Source organism: Dyella ginsengisoli (assembly GCF_044904665.1).
Taxonomy (GTDB): domain Bacteria; phylum Pseudomonadota; class Gammaproteobacteria; order Xanthomonadales; family Rhodanobacteraceae; genus Dyella_A; species Dyella_A ginsengisoli.
Window position 1 is genome coordinate 98,756 of the sequence record NZ_JADIKM010000004.1, and the last position, 21,255, is coordinate 120,010.

The 21,255-nt window shown below is 70.3% G+C and carries 21 protein-coding genes; 14 read left to right on the forward strand and 7 right to left on the reverse strand.

The genetic code is table 11. The features are described 5' to 3' along the window. Positions 1–188 precede the first annotated feature (188 nt). A complete protein-coding gene (locus ISP17_RS14760) occupies positions 189–761 on the reverse strand; it encodes a phosphatase PAP2 family protein (protein WP_404634508.1) in 573 nt (190 codons plus the stop codon). Further along, the gene (locus tag ISP17_RS14765) at positions 727–1,890 is read right to left on the reverse strand and encodes a glycosyltransferase family 4 protein (RefSeq protein WP_404634510.1); all 1,164 of its coding nucleotides are present in this window, start codon (positions 1,888–1,890) and stop codon (positions 727–729) included. The genes ISP17_RS14760 and ISP17_RS14765 overlap by 35 nt, the downstream gene beginning before the upstream one ends. A gap of 193 nt (positions 1,891–2,083) precedes the next feature. On the opposite strand from ISP17_RS14765, the gene ISP17_RS14770 reads away from it, so the two are divergent. Further along, positions 2,084–2,431: a hypothetical protein gene (locus ISP17_RS14770; RefSeq protein ID WP_404634512.1), complete on the forward strand. Its 348-nt coding sequence runs from the start codon at positions 2,084–2,086 to the stop codon at positions 2,429–2,431. 26 nt (positions 2,432–2,457) lie between these two features. Here ISP17_RS14770 and ISP17_RS14775 read toward each other — a convergent pair whose 3' ends face one another. Further along, the gene (locus tag ISP17_RS14775; protein WP_404634514.1) at positions 2,458–3,264 is read right to left on the reverse strand and encodes a transporter; all 807 of its coding nucleotides are present in this window, start codon (positions 3,262–3,264) and stop codon (positions 2,458–2,460) included. 14 nt (positions 3,265–3,278) lie between these two features. Here ISP17_RS14775 and gltX point away from each other — a divergent pair, with 14 nt between their 5' ends. The 6 genes from gltX to ISP17_RS14805 all read left to right on the forward strand — a co-directional run bounded on the left by gltX (position 3,279) and on the right by ISP17_RS14805 (position 7,918). Next, positions 3,279–4,679 (forward strand): glutamate--tRNA ligase, encoded by a 1,401-nt coding sequence (gene gltX / locus ISP17_RS14780; protein WP_404634516.1) that lies wholly within the window; start codon positions 3,279–3,281, stop codon positions 4,677–4,679. Positions 4,680–4,715: 36 nt separating this feature from the next. After that, positions 4,716–5,009 carry a hypothetical protein gene (locus ISP17_RS14785; RefSeq protein WP_404634518.1) on the forward strand — a complete coding sequence of 98 codons (294 nt, stop codon included), beginning with the start codon at positions 4,716–4,718 and terminating at the stop codon, positions 5,007–5,009. 76 nt (positions 5,010–5,085) lie between these two features. Beyond that, positions 5,086–5,607 (forward strand): transcriptional repressor, encoded by a 522-nt coding sequence (locus ISP17_RS14790; RefSeq protein ID WP_404634520.1) that lies wholly within the window; start codon positions 5,086–5,088, stop codon positions 5,605–5,607. Positions 5,608–5,716: 109 nt separating this feature from the next. Further along, complete coding sequence (locus ISP17_RS14795) at positions 5,717–6,145, forward strand: MerC domain-containing protein (RefSeq protein ID WP_404634522.1); 429 nt, start codon at positions 5,717–5,719, stop codon at positions 6,143–6,145. A gap of 82 nt (positions 6,146–6,227) precedes the next feature. Next, entirely contained in the window at positions 6,228–6,389 is a 162-nt protein-coding gene (locus ISP17_RS14800; protein WP_404634524.1) for a 30S ribosomal protein THX, read from the forward strand. A 131-nt stretch (positions 6,390–6,520) separates the two neighbouring features. Continuing rightward, complete coding sequence (locus ISP17_RS14805; protein WP_404634526.1) at positions 6,521–7,918, forward strand: hypothetical protein; 1,398 nt, start codon at positions 6,521–6,523, stop codon at positions 7,916–7,918. A 44-nt stretch (positions 7,919–7,962) separates the two neighbouring features. Here ISP17_RS14805 and hutI read toward each other — a convergent pair whose 3' ends face one another. From hutI to ISP17_RS14820, 3 genes are read right to left on the reverse strand one after another with little or no spacing between them, the layout of a single operon-like run. Continuing rightward, positions 7,963–9,189, reverse strand: coding sequence for an imidazolonepropionase (hutI, locus tag ISP17_RS14810; protein WP_404634528.1), 1,227 nt, complete (start codon positions 9,187–9,189; stop codon positions 7,963–7,965). 21 nt (positions 9,190–9,210) lie between these two features. After that, entirely contained in the window at positions 9,211–10,716 is a 1,506-nt protein-coding gene (locus tag ISP17_RS14815; protein ID WP_404634530.1) for a chloride channel protein, read from the reverse strand. 33 nt (positions 10,717–10,749) lie between these two features. Continuing rightward, positions 10,750–12,318 carry a GNAT family N-acetyltransferase gene (locus ISP17_RS14820; RefSeq protein ID WP_404634532.1) on the reverse strand — a complete coding sequence of 523 codons (1,569 nt, stop codon included), beginning with the start codon at positions 12,316–12,318 and terminating at the stop codon, positions 10,750–10,752. A 79-nt stretch (positions 12,319–12,397) separates the two neighbouring features. On the opposite strand from ISP17_RS14820, the gene ISP17_RS14825 reads away from it, so the two are divergent. The 5 genes from ISP17_RS14825 to ISP17_RS14845 all read left to right on the forward strand — a co-directional run bounded on the left by ISP17_RS14825 (position 12,398) and on the right by ISP17_RS14845 (position 18,444). Beyond that, entirely contained in the window at positions 12,398–13,771 is a 1,374-nt protein-coding gene (locus tag ISP17_RS14825) for a formimidoylglutamate deiminase (RefSeq protein WP_404634534.1), read from the forward strand. Between the two features lie 99 nt (positions 13,772–13,870). Next, positions 13,871–14,035 carry a hypothetical protein gene (locus ISP17_RS14830; RefSeq protein WP_404634536.1) on the forward strand — a complete coding sequence of 55 codons (165 nt, stop codon included), beginning with the start codon at positions 13,871–13,873 and terminating at the stop codon, positions 14,033–14,035. A 150-nt stretch (positions 14,036–14,185) separates the two neighbouring features. Beyond that, positions 14,186–14,881, forward strand: coding sequence for an ABC transporter ATP-binding protein (locus ISP17_RS14835; RefSeq protein ID WP_404634538.1), 696 nt, complete (start codon positions 14,186–14,188; stop codon positions 14,879–14,881). Beyond that, positions 14,878–17,244, forward strand: a complete 2,367-nt coding sequence (locus ISP17_RS14840; protein WP_404634540.1) for an FtsX-like permease family protein — start codon at positions 14,878–14,880, stop codon at positions 17,242–17,244. The genes ISP17_RS14835 and ISP17_RS14840 overlap by 4 nt, the downstream gene beginning before the upstream one ends. Before the next feature lie 9 nt (positions 17,245–17,253). Beyond that, the gene (locus ISP17_RS14845; protein ID WP_404634542.1) at positions 17,254–18,444 is read left to right on the forward strand and encodes an efflux RND transporter periplasmic adaptor subunit; all 1,191 of its coding nucleotides are present in this window, start codon (positions 17,254–17,256) and stop codon (positions 18,442–18,444) included. 114 nt (positions 18,445–18,558) lie between these two features. Here ISP17_RS14845 and ISP17_RS14850 read toward each other — a convergent pair whose 3' ends face one another. Then, on the reverse strand, positions 18,559–19,062 hold the full coding sequence (locus ISP17_RS14850; protein WP_404634544.1) for a Spy/CpxP family protein refolding chaperone: 504 nt from the start codon (positions 19,060–19,062) through the stop codon (positions 18,559–18,561). Between the two features lie 130 nt (positions 19,063–19,192). Here ISP17_RS14850 and ISP17_RS14855 point away from each other — a divergent pair, with 130 nt between their 5' ends. After that, positions 19,193–19,879 (forward strand): response regulator, encoded by a 687-nt coding sequence (locus ISP17_RS14855; RefSeq protein ID WP_404634546.1) that lies wholly within the window; start codon positions 19,193–19,195, stop codon positions 19,877–19,879. After that, on the forward strand, positions 19,876–21,246 hold the full coding sequence (locus tag ISP17_RS14860; protein WP_404634548.1) for a sensor histidine kinase: 1,371 nt from the start codon (positions 19,876–19,878) through the stop codon (positions 21,244–21,246). The genes ISP17_RS14855 and ISP17_RS14860 overlap by 4 nt, the downstream gene beginning before the upstream one ends. Positions 21,247–21,255 lie beyond the last annotated feature (9 nt).

Consider the following 21,255-nt stretch of genomic DNA (forward strand, 5'->3'; position numbering starts at 1 on the left):
CGGAGAACCCTGTGGACAAGCCGGCTTTGCGGCTTTGCGCTCAGTGACTTGCTACGCGGCGATTACTTCCTGACCAGTGCGGCGCGCGTTGTCCACAGCGTCTGTGGAGGCGGACGGGAAAAGCCTGTGGATAGATGCCCTATCGTGCTGATCGCACAACACATCCACACGGCGTGCGCAGAAACTGCTCAACCCACCATCGCCGCCGCGGGCATCAGCCACAGCGCGATGGCACCCAGCGCGCTGCCGATGCCGATGGCGGCAAGCACGTCGCTCGGATAGTGCAGGCCCAGCACCACGCGCGAGGCAGCGACCAGCGCGGTGAAACCCAGCAGTAGCGGCGCCAGCAGCGGATACCAGGCCAGTGCCACCACGGTGAAGCCCACCGCCTGCAGGGTGTGGCCGGAGGGGAAGCTGAACTCGTCCAGTGGCGGCACGTGGGCGATCACCCCCGCGCACACGCGGAACGGCCGCGGTCGTTTCGTCCAGCGCTTGAGCAACCGATACAGCGCCAGCGCGGTGAGGCCGGTGAGCGCCATGTGTGCGGCGGCGAGCATGCCGCGCCGGCCGTCGAACAGCGCGAGCGACAGCATCAGCGTGTACCAGAACACGCCATCGCCCAGCCGGCTCACGGCGCCGAAGAACACGCCCACCGCGCGTCGCGCGCCCCAGCGGTTGGCGGCCACGCACATGCGGCGGTCGATCGCGAAGCGCGGGCCGGTGAACTCAGGCGTGGGCACGAGCGGCGGCAGGCTGGACATGGTGGCTCTCCCGGGCGAGCTGCATCAGCAGGGATTCGAAATCGCGGATCACCGACTCCGGCGACAGCGCCGCGACGCTGGCGTGGGCGGCGCGACCCATGTGGCGGATCAGGCTGGGGTTGCCGGCAAGGGTCACAGTGGCATCGATGAAGCCGGCCTCGTCGCCGGACTCGATCACGTAACCGTTGCTGCCATGCTCCATGTGCTCGCGTGCGGCGCCCTCGCGGTAGGCCACCACCGGCAGGCCGGCGGCAAGCGCCTCGAGGATCACGTTGCCGAAGGTCTCGCTGAGGCTGGGGAACGGGAACACGTCCGCGCTTGCCACGTGCCGCGCCAGCGACTCGCCGCGCTGCATGCCGGCGAAGATGAAGTCCGGGTTCGCCGCCTGCAGTGCCGCGCGCGCCGGGCCGTCGCCCACCCACACGTAACGCGCGTTCGGCACCTGCTGCTGCACGGCACGAAAGGTGCGCACGGCGAGATCAAGGTTCTTCTCCGCCGCGATGCGCCCGACGTAGAGCACCACCGGCGCGTGGCCTTCGGCGCCCCACTGCTGGCGTAAATCGACGTCGCGATGGCGCGGATGGAACTGTGCGGTGTCCACCGCGCGGCGCAGGATGCGGGCATTGCTCACGCCCAGCGCACCCAGCTCGCGCTTGAGCGCGTCGGTGGGCACCAGCGTGGCGCCGCCGCGATTGTGGAAGCGGCGCAGGTAGCCGCGCACCGCCTCGGTGAGAAAGCCCACGCCGTAGTGCGCGGCGTAAGTGTCGAAGCGCGTGTGGAAGCCGGTCGCCGCGGGGATGCCCAGCTGCTGCGCGGTGCGCATGGCCGACCACCCCAGTGGGCCTTCCGTGGCCACGTAGATGGCGTCCGGCCGTAAGCGGTTCCAGCGCTTGCGCAGCATGCGGCCGCTGGGCAGGCCGAAGCGCAGGCCCGGGTAGCGGGGCAGGGCCACGCCGCGGGTCTGCACCGGCAGCATGCCGGGCTCGTCGACGAACGGCAGCGGCTGGCGTGGGCGGATCACTTCCACCGTGTGGCCCTGCGCGGCGAGTCCGGCGGCAAGGCTGTGCACGGTCAGCGCGACGCCGTTGATCTCGGGGGGATAGGTTTCGCTGACGATGCCGATGCGCATGGCTACACCTTGGCTGGCTTGACCCAGCTTCGGTCCGGCGCGTTGCGCGGGCATGGCGTCGACATGACGTGGCGGTGACGGCGTTGCATCGACCCGGCGCAGCGGTTGCGCCGAAGCGCGCCGGGAGGATTACCAGCGGCCGGGAAAGCTCTTGGGTTCGATCGTGACTCACGAAGCTGAGGAGGAGGTCGCCATGAAACTGCTCGTGCCCCTGTCCCTGTGCGTGCTTGTCGCATCGCTGGGCCTGCCGTCCGCCGCGCAGGCCATGGCCCAGCCGTACGCGCAGGATGCTTCGCGCAGTCCGGCAGAGGTCTCTGCGCCGTCCCGCTCACGGCCGCCGCTGTTCCAGGTGCGCTACGTGCTGGTGAGCGCCTTGCCGCAGCCGCATGACGATCCGCCGCTCGACTTCGGCGACGGCAAGCCGGCCATTCGCCCGTTAACGATGTCCGGTGCGCCCGGCGTGCTGTTGCAGGGCGGCGTGGCGAGCCCCAACGTCATCGTGTGCCGTGGCTGGTCGTGCATGGATTCGCCGCGCCGCTGATCCGTGAGGGCGAGCCGCGCAGCACGTCAGCGGCCGAAATAGATCGATACGCCGAGGTTGGCCAGCCAGCGGTCCGCGTCGCCCTGCAGGCGATGGTCCACGCCGGCATCCAGCTGCACGCGCGGGGTCGCCATCCAGGCCAGTCCGCCCCCGCCAAGCAGGCCGTGCCGGTGACCGGCGGCGTGCACGCTCGCCGTTTCGACATACACGCTCCACGCCGGAGTCAGCGCCAGGGTGTCGCTCAACGCCAGCGTGGTGCTGTCCGCGCTGCCTTCGCGCACGTCTTCGGCATAGGCGCCGATCGACTGGTGATCGGTGATCTGCCAGTTCCCCTGCGCACCGAGCAGGTACTGACGGCGCCCGGCGCGCAGCGCCGGATCGCCGTCCGTGAAGGTGACGCTGCCCAGCAGGCCCCAGCTAAGAGGGGCCGGCTGGTCCGGCAGGGCGAACTTCACGCCGAGGCTGCTGCTGCCGCGGCCTTGGACGACGCCTCGCGACGTGCCCCAGGTTGCCAGACGGTTCCACGGCGAGCTGGCCAGCTGCAGCTCGAACGGTCCGCCCACACCCAGGCGCACCAGCGTGTCGGCGCTGAGCTGGCGCGAGGTCACGCCATCGGCGGTATCCAGGCTGGCGTCCGGCAGGCCTTGTTCCACCGTGAGGTCGCCGGGGTCGAGCACGGCGGGGGTGAAACCCAGTCCGGGCCGGTCGTAGCCGGGGTTGTGCGTCTGTCCGTGCGCGCCTGCGGCGAACAGCGCCATGGCCAGCGCGACGGCGGCCGACAGCGCCGGGCGCGCATGGCCGGATGGTCTAAAATGCGCGATTCCTTTTTGCATGCAGCCAGTATCCCATGACCGTTCGCACCCGCTTCGCTCCCAGCCCCACCGGCTTCCTGCATATCGGCGGCGCGCGCACCGCGTTGTATTGCTGGCTGGAGGCGCGTCGCCGCGGTGGCGAGTTCGTGCTGCGCATCGAGGACACCGATCGCGAGCGGTCCACCGACGCGGCCGTCCAGGCCATCCTCGACGCCATGCACTGGTTGGACCTCGATGCCGACGCGCCGCCGGTCTACCAGACCCATCGCCTCGCGCGTTATCAGGAAGTGGCCGATCGCCTCGTGGCCGAGGGCAAGGCGTACTACGCCTACGAGAGCAAGGAGGAGATCGAAGCCATGCGCGAGGCGGCCATGGCCGCCGGCGAGAAGCCCCGCTACAACGGCTATTACCGCGACCGCAACGAGCCCCGCCGCGACGATCCGAACCGGGTGATCCGCTTCAGGAATCCCGCCGAAGGTTCGGTAGTGTTCGAGGACAAGGTCAAGGGCCGCATCGAGATCGCCAACAGCGAGCTGGACGACCTGGTGATCTTCCGTTCCGACGGCTGGCCCACCTACAACTTCGCGGTGGTGGTCGACGACATCGACATGGGTATCACCGAGGTGATCCGCGGCGACGACCACGTCAACAACACGCCGCGGCAGATCAACATCTACCACGCGCTGGGCGCGCCGGTGCCGGAGTTCGCACACCTGCCGATGATCCTGGACAAGGAGGGCAAGAAGCTCTCCAAGCGCACCAATTCGGTGAGCGTCATGGAGTACCGCGCCGACGGCTTTCTGCCGCACGCGCTGCTCAACTACCTGGTGCGGCTGGGCTGGTCGCACGGCGATCAGGAAATCTTTTCGCGCGAGGAAATGGTCAAGCTGTTCGACATCTCCGACGTCAACAAGGCGGCCTCGCGCTTCGATACCGAGAAGCTCGCCTGGCTAAACCAGCACTACCTCAAGACTGACGATCCGGCGGCGATCGCGCCGGAGTTCGAGTGGCACCTGCAGCGCGCGGGCTACGACCTGAGCAAGGGGCCGGTGCCGGCCGACCTGATCGTGGCGCTGCGCGACCGCGTGCAGACGCTCAAGGAAATGGCCGAGCGCGCGGCGATCTGGTTCGGCCCCATCGTCGAGTGGGACGAGAAGGCCGTCGCCAAGCACCTGAAGAACGACAGCGCGGTGGCCGTGCTCAGCGAGGCAAGGGTGCTGCTGGCCGGTTGCGAGTGGAAGCCCGAGCCGATCCACGCGGTGATCGAGCAGGTCGCGGCGAAACTGGAGCTGGGCATGGGCAAGATCGCTCAACCGCTGCGCGTGGCGATGACCGGCACCCAGGTGTCGCCGTCGATCGACCACACCATCTATCTGGCCGGGCGGGACGTGGCTTTGCAGCGCATCGACGATGCTCTCGCACGGGCGCACGGATGATCCCGCTCCCCATGCCACCGCGCTCCGGCGATCGGCATGGATGAGCTGCTGAGCAAGGCGTTGCAGGGCGTCGACCCGGACGCCCCGGGCGCGTTCTGGCAGGTGTTCGCCAACCTGATGGCGCTGGTGCCGTGGACCGCACTGACGCTGTGGAGCGTGTTCTTCGTGGCCGTGGGCGCGGGGCTCGGCTGGTGGCGCGGACACACCCGTGCCGGCGTGCTGTGGGCGCTGGCGCTGGGGCCGATCGGCTGGCTGGTGGTGCTGTGGATGCCGCGCGCGGGAAAAGGCGTGCCGCCGCCGCTGCCGCCATCGTCGCGGCACCGTCGTTAGCGCGGGCTGGCGTTGAGGCTTCCGCTTCGTGCAATGGCCCCCATATCCGGCTTCACCGGGTAGCTTCGGCACCCCGATGTATGATGCGCAACGAGGCGATTCCATTGAGCAAGTTCCATTGAGCAAGCAGGCGACCGGCAAGTTCCACACGCATCACGAAGGCGACCCGCAAGGGTTCGTCGACGCGGTGTCGCACGCCAGCGAGGAGCGTGGTCTGCGCCTCACGCCGCTGCGCAAGGAAGTGCTGGAGCTGGTTGCCGCTGCCGGCAAGCCGGTGAAGGCCTACGACCTGCTGGACCAACTGCGCGAACGCCACGGCAACGCAGCCCCGCCCACCGTTTATCGCGCGCTGGATTTCCTGCTCGAACAGGGCTTCATCCACAAGCTCGAGTCGATCAACGCCTTCGTGTCCTGCCATCACCCGGCCGAAGCGCACCAGGTGCCGTTCCTGATCTGCGACGTCTGCTCCAGCGCGCAGGAAGTGTGCGATGCGCGGGTCGCGGCGCTGATCGAGTCGCAGGCCGAGAGCTTCGGCTTCCGCCCGCAGGCGCAGACGCTGGAAGTGCACGGCGTCTGCAAGAACTGCAGCAAGGGGTGATCCGGGGTTCCGTGGCCTCGGATGGTGCGTTGGCATCTCTTTGCGTTATAAAGTAACATCGTGGACTGAGGGGGCAGGTATTTACCCGCCTCGACGAATGGGGTGACCCATGGATTCCGAATCTTCCGGCAAGTCGTTCTGGTGGCACGTGGCCGATCGCATCGGCACCGCGGCCTCGTTTTTGTGCGCCATCCACTGCGCGCTGCTTCCCTTCGTGCTTACGTTGCTGCCGTTCATCGGGCTGGAATTCCTGGCCAGTCACACGTTCGAGCGGATTTTCGTGATGTTCGCCTGCGCGCTGGCCTTGTTCAGTCTCGGGCGCGGGTACCGCCGCCACCGGGTGGCGCAGCCACTGACGATTGCCCTGCCGGCCCTGGCCCTGCTGCTGGCCGGCGTGACGGTGGCCGAGAGCGGTTCGATCGTGCTGCACAGCGTGATGGTCACCATCGGTGGCCTGCTGCTGGCGTTTGCGCACTTTCTCAACCTGCGCGCCGATCGCCTGTACGACCACGTGCATGGCCCCAACTGCGCACACTGAACGGCGTCGGCTTGCGATTTGCGCGCCCGCTGCTACGATGGTGGACTGTTTTTCGCAATCACACGCATTTGAAGGAGTTCCCATGGGTAAGGGCGATCGCAAGACCCGTCGCGGCAAGATCAACCGCGCCAGCTACGGCAACAGCCGCGCTCATGGCGCCGTGCCGGCAGTGGCCGGCGGCAAGCCCACGGTGACCAAGCCGGCGGCTGCCAAGAAGGCTGCGCCGAAGAAGAAGTCCGCCTGAGCCCTCGGCTCGGTGGAACGCGAAAGACCCCGCCTGGTGCGGGGTTTTTTGTTTAAGGCGACGGATCGCCGGGGCGGCGTGGCGAAACACCGGTGGCCGGCAGGGATGCAGGCACTGAAGGGGAGCAACCGATGAAGATCGATCGTGCCGGGCGGATTCCCGCCCATACCGTGGCCGTCGCGCTGCTGCTCGCATGCGCGGCGGCGATCTGGATTCCGGCGATCTGGACGCCCTTCTGGGGCGATGACTACGTCTATCTCTACGGCGCCCGGCTGGCCAACCAGGTCGGGCAGTCGTGGTGGCAGACGTTCTGGCCAACCCAGCCTCTGCAGTTCTGGCGCCCGCTGTCGCAGGAGGCTTGGTGGCGCATCGTCGAGGGCGCGATGGTGTCCAATGCGCGCGTCGCACATGCGGCCGCGCTCACGTTGCATCTGATGGCCGCCGCGGCCGTCGGCCTCGCCGGTGCCGCGCTGACGCGTGCCTCGGACTGGCCGCGGCCGGGCCGGGTGGGCGTGCTGGCGGGGGCGCTTTATGGCGTGCTCGCCCTGAACGCGTTGCCGGTCCACTGGGTCGCTGCCGTCAACAGTTCGATCCTCGTGATGTTCACCGGCTTGATCCTGGCCGCGTGGATGGCGGCTTGTGTGGCGGCCACGCGGACCTCCCGTTTGATGCTCCTGGCAGCCGTTCCTGCGTTGTTCGTGCTGGCGCTGCTGAGCAAGGAGTCGGCGGTGCTCACGCCGCTGCTGATGGCGGGTTTCATGCTGTTCGCCCGCGCGGGATGGCGGCGCGGGCACGTCGCGACGCTGGCTGCATGTGTCGTGATCGCGGCGATCTGGCTGGCGTTGCGCACCCAGGTCACTGCGCCTCCGGCGGCGCAGTATTCGTATGCCTTTGGCATCAACCTGGTCCGCAACGCGGTGTCGCTGGTGGCGTGGTTGTTCAACGTGCCCCGCGAGGCGCTGCGCATGCTGGCCGCCGGTCAGCTGCTGCCCGCGCTGGGCTGGATCGCCGCGGTGGCGATCCCGGTCGCCGCAGTCTGGTTTCTCGCGCTGCGCGGCGGGATCGCGCGGCTGCAACCGCGGCAGTGGCTGCTCGCGCTGGCGTTCCCCGTCGTCGCCTATGCGCCGTACTTTCCGTTGAGCTGGAACAGCTACGCCTACTACGCGGCGGTGGCGTCGATGCTGCCGGTCATCGTGCTGGCGCGCCTGCTCGATGGGCGCCGCACGGTGCTGGTCGCGGCGCTGCTGCTGGGGTGCTCCGGCTGGCTGGCGGTGGCCGGCACCCGGCACCTGGACCATCCGGGATTGATCGGTCGAGCGAGGTGGGCTGAAGCGACGTTCCGCCAGCTCGAACAACGGCCGATCACCCCGCCCTTGTGGGTGCAGGTGCAGGACGAGCATCGCTTCTACGCGATGGGTCCGTACGGCCTGGCCTGGCGACTGGGGTTGCCGTTGAGCGAGATCCACCAGGTCGAGGCCTGTCCGCAGCGCCCGGGCACCTGCCTGGTCATTCGCAGCGATGGCCGCTGACGGATCCGATCAAGTTGCCGGCGCGGACCGTGCACGGGCGGCCTTCAGTGCAGCGCGCGACCTGCCACATAGCTCTGGCGCAGCAGCGCGCCGCCGATCCAGTAGCACAGCTCGGCCGGGTCGCTGACGTTCCACACCGCCAGGTCGGCGCGTTGGCCCACCGCCAGCGTGCCGCGGTCGGACAGGCCGAGCGCGCGGGCGGCATGCACGGTCACGCCGCGCAGTGCTTCCTCCGGCGTCAGCCGGAACAGCGTGCACGCCATGCCGACGGCCAGGCGCAGTGACAGCAGCGGCGAGGTGCCGGGGTTGCAGTCCGTCGCCACCGCCATCGGCACGCCGGCGGCGCGCAGGGCGTCGATCGGCGGCAGCCGGGTCTCGCGTAGCGCGTAGAACGCACCGGGCAGCAGCACCGCCACGGTGCCGGCCGCGGCCATGGCGGCCACGCCGGTGGCGTCGAGGTATTCCAGGTGATCGGCCGACAACCCGCCGTAGCGCGCCACCAGCGCGGCGCCGCCCTGGTCGGACAGCTGCTCGGCGTGCAGCTTCACCGGCAGGCCGAGCGCGCGGGCGCGTTCGAACAGGCGCTGCGTCTCGGCCGGCGTGAAGCCGATCCCTTCGCAGAACGCATCCACCGCGTCGACCAGCCCCTCGCTCGCCAGCGCAGGGAGCCAGGCATCGCACACGGCATCGACGTACGCGTCGCGCCGATCGCGGTATTCCGGCGGCAGCGCATGCAGGCCCAGGAACGTGGTGCGCACGGTGACGCCCAGCGTGGCACCGACGCGGCGCGCCACGCGCAGCATCTTGCGCTCGTCGTCCAGCGTGAGGCCGTAGCCGGACTTGATCTCCAGCGTGGTCACGCCATCGGCGAGCAGTGCCTTGGCGCGCGCGGTGGCCGCGGCGAGCAACTGCTCCTCGTCGGCTGCGCGGGTAGCGGCGACCGTGGATACGATGCCGCCGCCGGCTTGCGCAATCTGCGCGTAGCTGGCGCCGTTGAGGCGCAGGTCGAATTCGTGCGCGCGGTTGCCGCCGAACACCAGGTGCGTGTGGCAGTCGATCAAGGCCGGGGTCACCAGGCGCCCGTCGAGGTCGATCACCTCGCGAGCAAGTGCGCCGGGGCTCTCCGGCAGTTCGGAGCGGGCGCCGACCCAGGCGATGCATCCGTCACGTATCGCCAGGGCACCGTCGCGGACCAGCCCGAACGGTGCGTCCGACGCGAACGTGGCCAGCGTGGCCCCGGTCATCAGCACATCCCAGCGCGGTTCACTCATTGGCAGCTGCCTGTGTTCGACTCAGGAAGGATCCGAGGAGGTGCTGCCGGGCAGATCCGCCTGCTCTCCGTAGGCACTGGTCTTGCCGGACGGCGCCGGCTCGACGACCTCGAGGTCGTCCGGCGCGGCGGTCGGTCGTGACGATGGCGCATCTGCCGGCGCCGCCTTGGCCTGGGCCGCGGCCTGCTGGCGCTCGAAGTCCTGCACCATGCGTTCGGCGAAGTCCTTGTAGACCGGGGTCGGGCAGAACAGCGAGGCGGCGGCGCGCGCCAGCAGGCAGGCGGCCATGATCGGGATCACCATCTCCTGGTTGTCGGTCAGCTCCATCGCGATCACCGCCGAGGTCAGCGGTGCACCGGTGACGCCCGAGAGGTAGGCGCTCATGCCCAGCAGCACCACCGCGCCGGCCGGCACGCCCGGGAGGAAGCTCGCGATGTTGTGGCCGATGCCCGCGCCCACGGCCAGCGCCGGCGAGAAGATGCCGCCAGGGATGCCCGCCCAGTAAGACACCACGTTCGCCAGCAGCTTGGCGATGCCGAAGCCCTGGCCCGGCGTCACCGCGGCTTCCTGCACGAACGCACGCGCCTGGTCGTAGCCGGTGCCGTAGATGTTGTTGTGGGTGAGCAGGCCGAGCAGCGCCAGGGCCAGGCCGCAGCCGGCAGCGAACAGCACCGGCGCACGCGAGCGAAGGCGGCCGATCTGCGCCAGCGGGCCGCGCCGGCTGAGCAGGATCAGCCGGGCGAACAGGCCGCCGGCCAGGCCGCAGATCACGCCGGTCAGCAGCACCGCCAGCCACGAGTGGCCCAGTGGCAGGCTGGCCTCCACTTCGCCGAAGTAGGCGTAGTTGCCCATGATGCCCAGCGAGACCACGCCGCCGACGATCACCGCCGTCAGCAACAGGCCGCTGAAGCGGTGCTCGAACGTGCCGGCCAGCTCCTCGATCGCGAACACCACGCCGGCCAGCGGCGTGTTGAACGCGGCCGCGATACCCGCCGCGCCGCCGGCCAGGATGAAGCGCGAGGCGGCCTTGGGGTCGGTGAAGCCAAAGCGCCGACCCAGCGTGTAGAACAGTCCCGCGCCCACGTGCACGGTGGGGCCCTCGCGGCCGATCGAGGCGCCGACTCCCAGCGCGATCAGGGTCAGCACCATCTTGCCCACTGCGATGGGCAGCGCGAGCATGCGCGCGCGAAAGCCCTCGTCCTCAATGTGCAGCGTGCCGATCACCTGCGGAATACCGCTGCCGCGGGTCGCGCGCAGCCTGCCTTCGGTGACCCAGGCAAGCAGGGCGAACACGATCGGCGTGACGATCAGCGGGATCCACGCCCCATAGCTCAGCATCAACTGGAACAGGTGGAACGACCAGTCGCTCGCCTTGGCGAACACGATCGCCGCCAGCGCCACCAGGATCGCGCCGATCCACAGCGCCAGTCGACGTTTCCATTGGGCCGGAGCGAAGAATTCGTGGCCCAGCAGCGCCTGCAGGCGCGGATTGGACGATGGGGGCGCGGGCGGTTGTTGATCGGTCATTGCACCAAAATCGGCAGGGAGTGATGGGGGCGGTCAGCGCGGCGGCAGCGGTTGCCAGCGCGTCTGGTACAGGTCGAAGCGGCGGTCCTTGAGGTTCTGCACGGCACCGGCGTTGCGTGCACGGGCCAAGCTCTCCAGCCGCAGGTCGGCGAACAGCACCGTCTCGATGTTCGGCGTGGAATCGGCGGCGATGCCGTCGCGCGCGAACGGGAAGTCGCTGGGCGTGAGGATGCAGCTCTGGCCGTACTGGATGTCGAAGTTGTTCACGCCGGGCAGGTTGCCCACGTTGCCCGAGAGCACCACGTAGCACTGGTTCTCGATGGCGCGCGCCTGCGAGCAGTAACGCACGCGCAGGTAGCCCTCGCGCACGTCGGTGCAGAACGGCACGAACAGGATCAGCGCGCCCTGGTCGGTGAGGTGGCGCGCCACCTCCGGGAATTCGGAGTCATAGCAGATCATCACGCCGATCGGGCCGCAGTCGGTCTGGATCGTCGCGGCGCTGTCGCCGCCGGTGACGTTCCACACGTTGCGCTCGCTCGGCGTGGGGTGCAGTTTCTCGCGCTCGTGGATCGAGCCGTCGCGCAGGCACACGTAGCAGACGTTGTGGATGTCGCCGTTGGGCTGCTCGGTGGGATGCGAGCCGCCGATGATGTTGATGTTGTAGCGCACTGCCAGGTTGCTGAAGAGCGCCTTCACCTGCGGCGTGTACTGGCTCAGCTTGCGGATCGACTCGACCGGCGAGAGCTCCTCGTTCTCGATCGACAGCAACTGCAGCGTGATCAGCTCGGGAAAGGTGACGAAGTCGGCGCTGTAGTCGGCGGCGATATCGGTGAAGTACTCCACCTGGGTGGCGAACTCCTCGAACGACTTGATCCGCCGCTGCTGGTACTGCACCGACGCCACGCGCACCGAGTCGGGCAGGTTCTGGTGCGAGGTGATCGACGGCGTGTCCGGGTGATCGTGCAGCTGCGGGTTGCGCCACACCAGGTGCACGGCGTAGCCGAGCGAGTCGTAGTCCGACGGCACGTACGCGCGCAGCAGGCCGATCATCTCGAAGTCGTTGTTGAGCTGGAAGCTCAGCGTGAGGTCGCGGCGCTTGCCCTCGATCACCGCCTGCACGTAGGCCTCGGCGCTGCCGTAGCGCTGGATGTTCTTCGCCAGCCCGGGAATGCGCCCGCCGAACACGATGCCGCGCAGCTTGAGGTCGGTGCACAGCCGCTTGCGCGCCTGGTACAGCCGCTGGCCGATGCGCATGCCGCGGAAATCCGGATGCACCACCACTTCCATGCCGTACAGCCAGTCTCCGTCGGGCTTGTGCCGCGAGCCCATGCCCCCGCCGGTGATCTGCGCCCAGGTGTGCGGCGCCAGCGCGGTGGCCTCGTCGATGCGGAACGTGGCGCAATAACCCACGATGCGCCCCTCGTACTCCACAACGAACTGGCCTTCGGGAAAGTGCGTCTGCTGGGAGCGCAGCATTTCCGCCGAATGGCCCCATTCAGGGGTGTAGACGCGAGCGGTGAGATCCACCAGCTGCGGCACGTCGGCGGGAACGGCCTGCCGCAGCAGGAGCTTGGGCGTGTGCTCGGGGTTTTTCTTGGCCATCCGCCCATTATGCCGCAGCGCCGTAAAAGCCGAGTCGCGATGCGGCCATTACACTCAACGCCTTTGCCGGGAAACGCCCATGACGCAGCCTCCATCGCAGCGCTTTTTCCACGCCACCCACGGCTGGCAGGGCAGTGCCTGGCAGGCCGATCTGCACCTGGCGGTGGACGTCGACGGACGCCTCGCACCGGCCGCCGCCGATGCCGGCGAAGCGCTCGGCCGCTGGGTGCTGCCGGGTATGCCCAACCTGCATTCGCACGCGTTCCAGCGCGCCATGGCCGGGTTGGCCGAGCGGCGCGGTCCCGGCAGCGACAGCTTCTGGACCTGGCGCGAGGCGATGTACGGCTTCGCCGCCGCGCTCGATCCCGAGTCGCTGCAGGCGATCGCCGCGCAGCTCTACGTGGAGATGCTCAAGGCCGGCTACACGCAGGTGTGCGAATTCCACTACGTGCATCACCAGCCGGACGGCACGCCGTATGCGCAGCGCGAGGCGATGTCGCTGGCGCTGATCGAGGCGGCGAAGGAAGCCGGCATCGCACTCACCTTGCTGCCGGTGCTGTACATGACCGGCGGCTTCGACGGCCGCGCGCTGGCGCCACGACAGCGCCGCTTCGGCCATGCGGAAGTCTCCGACTACGTGCGCCTGCTCGACGCGCTGCGCGCGCACGAGTCGGCCGACCTGCGCGTGGGCATCGCACTGCATTCGCTGCGCGCGGTGCCGGAAGTCGCCATGCGCACGCTGCTGGCCATCGGCGCGGCGCAGACCGGCCCGATCCACATCCACATCGCCGAGCAGCTCGGCGAAGTGCAGGACTGCCTCGCCGTGCGCGGTGCGCGGCCGGTGGAGTGGCTGCTCGATCACGCCGAGGTGGACGCGCGCTGGTGCCTGGTCCACGCCACCCATCTCACCGGCCACGAAACCTCGCGGCTCGCACGCAGCGGCGCTGTTGCGGGCTTGTGTCCGACCACCGAGGCGAACTTGGGCGACGGCCTGTTTCCGCTGGCCGATTACCTCGATGCCGGCGGCACGCTCGGCGTTGGCTCGGACTCGCACATCTCGGTGTCGCCGGTGGAGGAACTGCGCTGGCTCGAATACGGCCAGCGCCTGCTGACGCGCCATCGCAACATCGCCGCGCGCGGGGCAGGCGAGAGCGTCGGCGAGACCCTGTGGTCGGCCGCCCTGCACGGTGGTGCGCAGGCTGCCGGCCTGCCCATCGGTGCGCTGGAGGCCGGAAAGCGCGCCGACCTGCTGGTGCTGGACGACGAAGCGCCGCTGCTCGCCGCGCGCGACGCGATCTCGGCGATGGACAGCTTCCTGTTCGCCGGCAATGCGCCGCTGGTACGCCACGTGATGTGCGGCGGTCGCTGGGTGGTACGCGACTTCCACCATCACGACGAGGCGCGCATCGCGGCGCGCTATCGCCGGGTGGTCGAGCGGCTCGCGCGGGGCTGAGCCGCTTCGCTGTCTGCGTTCTGAACGCGTTCCCGGGCGCGGTCAGCCGGACATCGCGCGCGGCGTTTCCTGCAGCACCACCCCGCAAGGATTCCCGCCATGTTCCGCTGCTCCCGTCTTCTTCTCGCCGCCGCCCTGATCGGCGGCCTGGGCTCGCTTGCCGGTTGCGTCGTGGTACCCGCGCACGGCCACGCCCGCGTGTGGGTTCCGGGCTACTGGGCGCGGCCGCATGTCTGGGTCGAAGGCCACTGGCGCCATCGCTGAAACCGGCACTTTCGATCGCCGCGGGACTTGCGCCAAGTCATGCGGTGGGGTGGCCCGCCCCGCTAGCGTGAGCTCACCGCCGCCACGGCGCGGCGTTGTGAAGCAGGCACACGGATGGTTTCGGCCCGTCCCGCGGAAACAGCGAGCCCGGTGTTTCGCGCACGTGGACTCACCAAGACCTACCGCATGGGCGAGGTCGAGGTGGCCGCGCTGCGCGGGGTGGACCTGGATCTGTTTCGCGGCGAGTTCGTGGTGCTGCTCGGCCCTTCGGGCAGCGGCAAGTCCACGCTGCTGAACATTCTCGGGGGGCTCGATGCGCCCAGCGGCGGCGAAGTCTGGTACGAGGGCCACCATCTCACCGGTGCCACCTCGCGCGAGCTCACCCAGTTCCGGCGCGAGCACGTGGGCTTCGTGTTCCAGTTCTACAACCTGATCCCCAGCCTCACCGCACGCGAGAACGTCGCCATCGTCACCGAGCTGGCCGACGATCCGATGACGCCGGAGGAGGCGCTTGCGCGCGTCGACCTGGCCGATCGCATGGACCACTTTCCCGCCCAGCTCTCCGGCGGCCAGCAGCAGCGCGTGGCGATCGCCCGCGCCATCGCCAAGCGACCCGCGGTGCTGCTGTGCGACGAACCCACCGGCGCGCTCGATTCGGCCACCGGCGTGCGCGTGCTCGAGGCGCTGGAACGCGTCAACGCGGAGCTCGGCACCACCACCGTGGTGATCACCCACAACGTCGACATCGCGCGCATGGCCGATCGCGTGCTGGTGCTGGGCGACGGCCGCATCGTGCGCGAGGAGCGCCCGGCCAAACGGGTCCCGGCGCGGGAGCTGAGCTGGTGAGCGCGCTCACCCGCAAGGCGCGGCGCGATCTGTGGCACCTGCGCGGACAGGCGCTGGCGATCGCGCTGGTGATCGCCGGTGGCGTCGCCACGCTGGTGATGTCGCAGTCCACCTACGCCTCGCTGATGACCACGCGCGCGCAGTTCTATCGCGAGGGCGCGCTGGCCGACCTGTGGGCGCCGCTGGTGCGCGCGCCCGACACATTGACGCCGCGGCTGGCGGCGATCCCCGGTGTGCAGGCGGTGCAGACGCGCCTGTTGGCGCCGGGCACGCTCGCGCTGCCCGGCTTCGGTGAGCCGGTGCGGGCCGAGGTGGTGTCGCTGCCGATCGAAGGCGGGCAGCCGCGCCTGAATCGCGTGCAGCTGCGCAGCGGCCGGCTGCCGTCGCCGGATACGGACAACGAGGTGGTGGTGGGCGAGGCGTTCGCCTCGGCGCATGCGCTGCGCGTGGGCGACCGCGTGCAACTGACCCTGCGCGGACGCCAGCGCGCGCTGCGCGTGGTCGGCATCGGAAGCTCGCCGGAGTATGTCTACCAGAGCCCGCCCGGCGCGGTGTTTCCCGACTTCAAGCGCTTCGTCGTGCTGTGGATGAACCGCCACGCGATGGAGAAGGCGTTGGGCATGGACGGCGCCTTCAACAACGTGGTGCTGCAACTGGCCGGCGGCGTGTCGGCGGCGCCCACCATCACGGCGCTGGATGCGCTGCTCGCACGCTACGGCGGCGTCGGCGCGTACGGCCGGCACGAGCAGACCTCGGCACGCTATCTGGAAGAGGAGATGCGCCAGCTGCGCACCATGGCGCGGCTGTTCCCGGCGATCTTCCTCGGCGTGGCGGCGTTCCTGCTGCACGTGGTGCTGATGCGCCTGATCGGCACGCAGCGCGAGCAGATCGGCGTGCTCAAGGCGTTCGGCTATCCCGATTACCGCCTTGCCCTGCATTACTTGTCTATCGCCAGCGTCATCGCGCTGGGCGGGGCTTTGCTGGGCATCGGTGGCGGCGCGTTGCTGGGGAGCTGGCTGGCGCATGTCTACCAGGGCATCTACCGCTTTCCGTTTCTCGCCTATGCACTGGACGGGCGCGCAGTGACGGTGGCGTTGGCGGTGAGCCTGTCCGCTGCGGCGGGCGGCGCGCTGATGGCGCTGCGTGCGGCGGCGCGGCTGCCGCCGGCCGAGGCGATGCGCCCGCCGTCGCCGCCGCGGTTCGGGCCCGCGCTGGTGGAGCGGCTGGGCGTGCAGCGCTGGCTGTCGCCGTCCTCGCGCATTGCGCTGCGCGACCTGGCGCGTCGTCCGTGGCGCGCGTTCGCTACCGTGACCGGGCTGGCGCTGGCCTCCGCGGTGATGGCGGTGGGACGTTTCCAGGGCGATGCCATCGACTACATGGTCGATACCCAGCTGAGCCTGGCGCAGCATCAGGATCTCAGTGTCACCTTCATCGAGCCGGCCTCGCGCGCGGCGCTGTTCGAGCTGGCCGCGTTGCCGGGTGTGCGCGTGGCCGAGCCGGTGCGCATCGTGCCGGTGCAGCTGGTGCACGGCGCGCGTCGCTATCGCACGGTGATCGAGGGCCTGCCGCCCGATGCGGTGCTCAGTCGCCCGCGCGACACGCAGCTGCGCCCGCTGGTGCCGCGCGGCGACGGCGTGCTGCTCACCGACTACCTGCGCGACCGCCTCGCCCTGGCACCGGGCGACACCGTGCAGGTGCAGGCGCTGGACGGCCATCGTCGCCATCGCGAGCTGCGCGTCGCCGGCTTCGTGCCCGAGCCGATCGGCGCGCAGGGTTACATGGCGCTGGATGCGCTGAACCGCGCGCTGGGCGACGGCGACGTGATCTCCGGCGTGCTGCTCGGCGTGACCCCGGGGACGGAGCCCGCGCTGTATGCGCGGCTGGATCGGCGGCCGTGGGTGGCGGGCGTCAGTGCGCGCCGCGCCGGCATCCGCAGCTTCTACGCCACCATGGCCGAGAGCATGCGCGCGTTCACCTGGATCGCCGCGCTGCTCGGCGCGCTGATCAACGTGGGGCTGGTCTACAACGCCGCGCGCATCAGCCTGTCCGAACGCGGCCGCGAACTGGCCAGCCTGCGCGTGCTGGGCATGACCGAGGGCGAGGTGAGCGCGCTGCTGCTGGGCGAGCTCGGCGTACTGGTGCTGCTGTCGCTGCCGTTCGGTTTTGCGGCAGGCTGGGGGCTGTGCTGGCTGATGGTGCAGGGCTTCCAGTCCGAGCTGTTCCGCGTGCCGGTGCGGCTGACCACCGCCACCTACGCGTTCGCCGGGCTCACCGTGCTGGGCGCCAGCGTGTTCTCGGCGCTGCTGGTGCGCCGGCGCATCGCGCGGCTGGACATGATCGCCGTGCTCAAGACCCGTGAGTGAGGCCTGCCCGTGAAACGCTCCCATCTCGCCGTCGCCACTATCGTTGCCTGCGCCGCGCTCGCCGCGGTGGCGTGGTGGGCGTTGCAGGCGTCGCCGCGGCCGGTGGAGCTGGCGCGCGTCACGCGCGGCCCGCTGGTGCAGCGTTTCGAGGAGGAAGGCCGCACCCGGCTGCCACGGCGCTGGGTGCTCTCCGCGCCGATCGCCGGCACGCTGCAGCGCATCGACCTGCTGCCCGGCTCGCCGGTGCATGTCGGTCAGGTGTTGGCGGTGATCGAGCCGCTGCCGGCCGCGCTGATCGATCCGGCCAACCGCGTGCGACTGGAAGCCGAGGCGCAGGCCGCCGCGGCGGCTCGGCAGGCGGCAGCGCAGCGCCAGGCCGCCGCGCGCAGCGATGCCGCGCTGGCGCAACGCGACGTGGCGCGCATGCGCACGCTCGGCGCCGGCGGCGTGGTGAGCGTGGCCGCGCTGGACGAGGCCGAAGCGCGTGTGGATCGCGCGCAGGCGATGGCGGCGGCCGCGGCCGCCGAGCAGCAGGCCGCGGCGCAACAGCATGCGGCGCTACTGGCGCTGCTGCAGGGGCAGGGGCGCGCGGGCGGTCATGCCGTCGCGCTGCGCTCGCCGATCGACGGTGTGCTGCTGCGTCGTCATCAGGAAAGCGCGGTGGCCGTCGCCGCCGGCCAGCCGCTGCTGCAGGTGGGCGATCTGCGCACGCTGCAGGTGATGGTGCAGGCGCTGTCGCAGCAGGCGTTGCGGCTGCATCCGGGCACGCCGGCGCGGATCCTGCGCTGGGGCGGCGATGCGCCGCTGGACGCCCGCGTCGCCCGGATCGAGCCCGGCGCCTTCACCAAGATCTCCGCGCTCGGCGTGGAGGAACAGCGCACCGAAGTGTGGCTCGACATCACCTCGCCGCCCGCGCAGTGGGCCGCGCTCGGCGACGACTTCCGCGTGGAGGTGCAGTTCGAGGTGGCGCGCCAGGCGGACGTGCTGCAGGTGGCTTCGAGCGCGCTGTTCCGCGACGGCCGCCGCTGGGCGGTCTATCGCGTGGAAGGCGGGCGCGCGCACCTCGTTGTCGTGACGCCGGGGACCGAGGGTGATGGTGCGATGGCGATCGCCGCCGGCCTGCGCGAGGGCGACCAGGTGGTGGCCTATCCCGACGATCGGCTGGCCGACGGCCAGCGCGTGCGCGTGGTGGAGCCCTGACGCCGCGCACGTGGACGAGGCGTTTGTCCCATCGGGCTCGCGAAGACAAGGAAAGGGCGCCGGCTTGCACCGACGCCCCCGGGTGAGCGGCAGGTCCCTCCGCCGCGGCGGGTGTTACTGCGCCGAGCTGGTCGCGGGCGCCGGATGGCTCTGCTGGAACTCCTTCCACTGCTCGCGGCGGGCCTCGCGCTGGCTGCGCAAGGTGGCCAGCTGGGCCTTCTGCGCCGGGGTCAGCACGGCGTAGATCTGCGCCTCCAGCTTGGCGTGCTGCTCGATGCGGGCCTGGGTGGCCTGGCCTTCGGCCTGCGCCAGGCGGGCGGCCGCTGCCTGGTAGCCGACCTGGTCCGGCGTCATCTGCTCGAACGCCTGGCGCTGCGTGCGCAGGGCCTGCCACTGGTCCTTGTTCTGCGCGCGGGTGGCCTGGGTGATCTGCTTGATGCTGGCCTTCTGCGCGTCGGTGAGGTTGAGCTTGGCGAACGCCTCGTGCATGCCGTGATGGCCGCGGTGACCGTGACCACCGAAGTGGCGGCCGTCGTGGTCGCCGGTGGCGGCATAGGCTGCACCGGTGAGGGCCAGGGCCGAGGCCAGGATGAAACCGAGGGAAGTCGTCTTGCGCATGGTTGGCACCTTTTCGTGGGTGGGGACTCGTGAGCATTGGACGACACCGCCGCGTGTATGTTCTTTGCGCAAACGTAAAGATGGGTAAAGCCCGTGGCGCGCGCGCCGCGGACACACTGGAATGACCGTCATGCCACGCATCCTGATCGCCGACGACGACCGTGCCCTGACCCGCCTGCTGGCCGAGTACCTGCAGCGCGAGGGTTTCACCGTGGACGTGGTGCACGACGGCGAGGGCGCGCTGGCGCATTTGCGCGACAGCGCGCAGCGGCCGGACCTGTTGATCCTCGACGTGATGATGCCCGGCCGCGACGGCCTGGACACCCTGCGCGAGCTGCGCATGCAGCAGCGGCTGCCGGTGATCATGCTGTCCGCCCGCGGCGAACCGGTGGATCGCGTGATCGGGCTGGAACTGGGCGCGGACGACTACCTCGCCAAGCCCTGCCTGCCGCGCGAGCTGCTGGCGCGCGTGCGCGCGCAGCTGCGTCGGCAGAACCCCGAGGCGGCGGCCAACGTGCAGGTCGGCGTGCTGCGGCTGCAGCCGGGCGATCGCCAGGCCTGGGTGGGCGCGCACGAGCTCAACCTCACCGGCGCGGAATTCCAGCTGCTGCTGGCGCTGGCGCAGCGCGCCGGCGAGGTGGTGGACAAGGGCACGCTGACGCGGCTCTCGCTGGGCCGCGAGCTGGAGCGTTTCGACCGCAGCATCGACGTGCACGTGAGCCGCCTGCGCCACAAGCTGGCCGAGGCGTCGGACGCAGCGCCGCGGATCGAATCGGTGCGCGGCTCCGGTTATCTGCTGCTGGCGGGGGCGGCATGAACCCGCTGCGCAGCTCGCTCTACTGGCGCCTGCTGCTGGGCTTCTGCCTGGCCAACCTGGTGGTGCTGCTCGTCGGTGGCGCGCTGGCGCAGCGCTTCATCGAGTACTCCACCACGGTGGAGATCGACTGGCCCGCGCTGGCGCAGGATGCGCGCGACGCCTATCAGACCGGCGGCGAGCCGGGGCTGCAGGCGTGGGTGCAGCAGCAGCGGCACGAGGGCATCGAGGCGACGCTGTTCGAGGGCGGCCGCCCGCTGTCGCCGATGCGCCTGTACGGCCCGATCCAGCGCGACCTGCCGAACCTGCTGGGAGCCGGACACGATCTGCTGATGCAGCCGCGGCCCGGCATGTACCTGGCCGTGCAGGCGGTGGCCGGCGACGACGGCCGCAGCTACCAGCTGGTCGCGCTCAGCCGTTCGCACACGCGGCTGCGTCACCACGCGCGCCAGGGCATCCTGCTCAGCGTCCAGACGGCGCTGTCGCTGCTGCTGGTGGGCGCCATCGGCTGGTGGATCGCGCGCAGCGTGGCGCGGCCGGTGGCCGCACTGCGCGCGGCCACGCAGCGGATGGCGGCGGGCGAGCTGTCCGCGCGCGTCGGCTGGCGCGGCAGTTCGCGCCGCGACGAGCTGGCCCAGCTGGCCGGCGATTTCGACGCCATGGCCGAGCGCATCGAGGCGCTGGTCGCGCACGACCGCGGCGTGCTGCAGGATCTCTCGCACGAGCTGCGCTCGCCGCTGGCGCGGCTGCAGCTGATCCTCGATTTCGCCGAGCGCAGCAGCAGCCCCGCCGAAGCCGCCGGCTACTTCCGCCAGGCCGAGCAGGAGATTGCGCGGCTGGACCGCCTCACCGGCGAGATGCTCGCGCTGTCGCGGCTGGAAGGGGGCTTGCCGGGCATGCAGGCCGAGTCGGTGGATCTCGCCGCGCTGCTGCGCGATGCCGCTGCGCGCGCCACGCTGGAGGCCCGCGCGCGACACATCCAGCTCGACGTGCAGGCCGACGCCGAGGCGCGGGTCACCGGCAACGCGCAACTGCTGGAGCGCGCTATCGACAACGTGCTAGGCAACGCGATCAAGTTCGGCACGCCGGGCACGTCCGTACAGCTGATGCTCGATCGCGTCGATGTCCACCAGGTCGAGCTGACCGTGCGCGACCACGGCCCCGGCGTGCCGGAGGCGGAGCTGGCCATGCTGTTCCGGCCATTCTTCCGCGGCAGCAACGCGGCCCACGCGGACGGGCTCGGACTGGGGCTGGGCATCGTGCAGCGCGTGGTGCAGGTGCACGGCGGCAGCGTGCGTGCCGCGAACGCCGAAGACGGCGGCCTCGCGGTGACGCTGCGCCTGCCGCTGGCCGCTGCGGCGTTAAGCTAGCGCGCGCAG

Coding starts and splice junctions, on each gene's coding strand:
- ISP17_RS14830 (WP_404634536.1), top strand. CDS start 13,871: ATGTTCCGCTGCTCCCGTCTTCTTCTCGCCGCCGCCCTGATCGGCGGC.
- ISP17_RS14850 (WP_404634544.1), bottom strand. CDS start 19,062: ATGCGCAAGACGACTTCCCTCGGTTTCATCCTGGCCTCGGCCCTGGCC.
- ISP17_RS14795 (WP_404634522.1), top strand. CDS start 5,717: ATGGATTCCGAATCTTCCGGCAAGTCGTTCTGGTGGCACGTGGCCGAT.
- ISP17_RS14770 (WP_404634512.1), top strand. CDS start 2,084: ATGAAACTGCTCGTGCCCCTGTCCCTGTGCGTGCTTGTCGCATCGCTG.
- ISP17_RS14815 (WP_404634530.1), bottom strand. CDS start 10,716: ATGACCGATCAACAACCGCCCGCGCCCCCATCGTCCAATCCGCGCCTG.
- ISP17_RS14855 (WP_404634546.1), top strand. CDS start 19,193: ATGCCACGCATCCTGATCGCCGACGACGACCGTGCCCTGACCCGCCTG.
- ISP17_RS14775 (WP_404634514.1), bottom strand. CDS start 3,264: ATGCAAAAAGGAATCGCGCATTTTAGACCATCCGGCCATGCGCGCCCG.
- ISP17_RS14805 (WP_404634526.1), top strand. CDS start 6,521: ATGAAGATCGATCGTGCCGGGCGGATTCCCGCCCATACCGTGGCCGTC.
- gltX (WP_404634516.1), top strand. CDS start 3,279: ATGACCGTTCGCACCCGCTTCGCTCCCAGCCCCACCGGCTTCCTGCAT.
- hutI (WP_404634528.1), bottom strand. CDS start 9,189: ATGAGTGAACCGCGCTGGGATGTGCTGATGACCGGGGCCACGCTGGCC.
- ISP17_RS14825 (WP_404634534.1), top strand. CDS start 12,398: ATGACGCAGCCTCCATCGCAGCGCTTTTTCCACGCCACCCACGGCTGG.
- ISP17_RS14790 (WP_404634520.1), top strand. CDS start 5,086: ATGTATGATGCGCAACGAGGCGATTCCATTGAGCAAGTTCCATTGAGC.
- ISP17_RS14800 (WP_404634524.1), top strand. CDS start 6,228: ATGGGTAAGGGCGATCGCAAGACCCGTCGCGGCAAGATCAACCGCGCC.
- ISP17_RS14760 (WP_404634508.1), bottom strand. CDS start 761: ATGTCCAGCCTGCCGCCGCTCGTGCCCACGCCTGAGTTCACCGGCCCG.
- ISP17_RS14765 (WP_404634510.1), bottom strand. CDS start 1,890: ATGCGCATCGGCATCGTCAGCGAAACCTATCCCCCCGAGATCAACGGC.
- ISP17_RS14820 (WP_404634532.1), bottom strand. CDS start 12,318: ATGGCCAAGAAAAACCCCGAGCACACGCCCAAGCTCCTGCTGCGGCAG.
- ISP17_RS14860 (WP_404634548.1), top strand. CDS start 19,876: ATGAACCCGCTGCGCAGCTCGCTCTACTGGCGCCTGCTGCTGGGCTTC.
- ISP17_RS14785 (WP_404634518.1), top strand. CDS start 4,716: ATGGATGAGCTGCTGAGCAAGGCGTTGCAGGGCGTCGACCCGGACGCC.